This window comes from Methylobacterium longum (genome assembly GCF_022179385.1).
GTDB classification, from domain to species: Bacteria; Pseudomonadota; Alphaproteobacteria; order Rhizobiales; family Beijerinckiaceae; genus Methylobacterium; species Methylobacterium longum.
Window position 1 is genome coordinate 1 of the sequence record NZ_BPQS01000160.1, and the last position, 780, is coordinate 780.

General features: G+C 66.8%; 1 pseudogene. It reads left to right on the forward strand.

Features of this window, described 5'->3' with window-relative positions:
• Positions 1-765 (forward strand): annotated as a pseudogene (locus tag MFF58_RS31860) (IS630 family transposase); the annotation flags it as partial.
• Between the last annotated feature and the right edge of the window lie 15 nt (positions 766-780).

Genomic DNA, 780 nt, shown 5'->3' on the forward strand with positions numbered 1-780 from the left:
GCATGCCGCGCTGATCCTTGCGACCTCCAAGCCGGAGCCGCGTCTCTTCCTGCGCGAGCTGCGCGACCGACTGCCTGAGCAGGGCGTGCAGACCGGCACGAGCGGCCTGTCGCGTTTCTTCCAGCGACACAGGATCAGCTGGAAAAAGGGGCGACGTACGCAGCTGAGCAGGAGCGCGCGGACGTAAGAGCGGCGCGCGAGGCGTGGTTTGAGGCGCAGCCCGAGCTCGATCCGGACCGGCTGGTGTTCCTGGACGAGACGGCGGCTGCCACCAACATGGCGCGGCGCTACGGCTGGGCACCACGCGGCGAGCGCTGCCGGCTTGCAGCCCCGCTGGGCCACTACAAAACCACGACCATCACCGCCGCCCTGCGCACCAGCGGGCTGTGCGCGACCGCGTTGCTTGACGGCGCCACGAACGGCAGGCGCTTCTGCAGCTACGTCACCGAGACCCTGATCCCGGTGCTGCAACAAGGCGACATCGTCATCATGGACAACCTGCCAGCCCACAAGGTCGCCGGCGTGCAGGCTGCAATCGAGGCTGCAGGAGCGCGGTTGCTCTACCTTCCGTCCTACAGCCCTGATTTCAACCCGATCGAGCAGGCCTTCGCGAAACTCAAGGCGCTGCTGCGCAGCGCGGCCACCCGAACGATCCCGGATCTCTCGACGGCGATCCAACAGGCGTTCACGTGCTTCACTCCGCAGGAGTGCCGCAACTACATCACCGCAGCCGGCTACGAAAACGACTTGGCCGTCGCTACCTGACCGGGAACGGCTCTA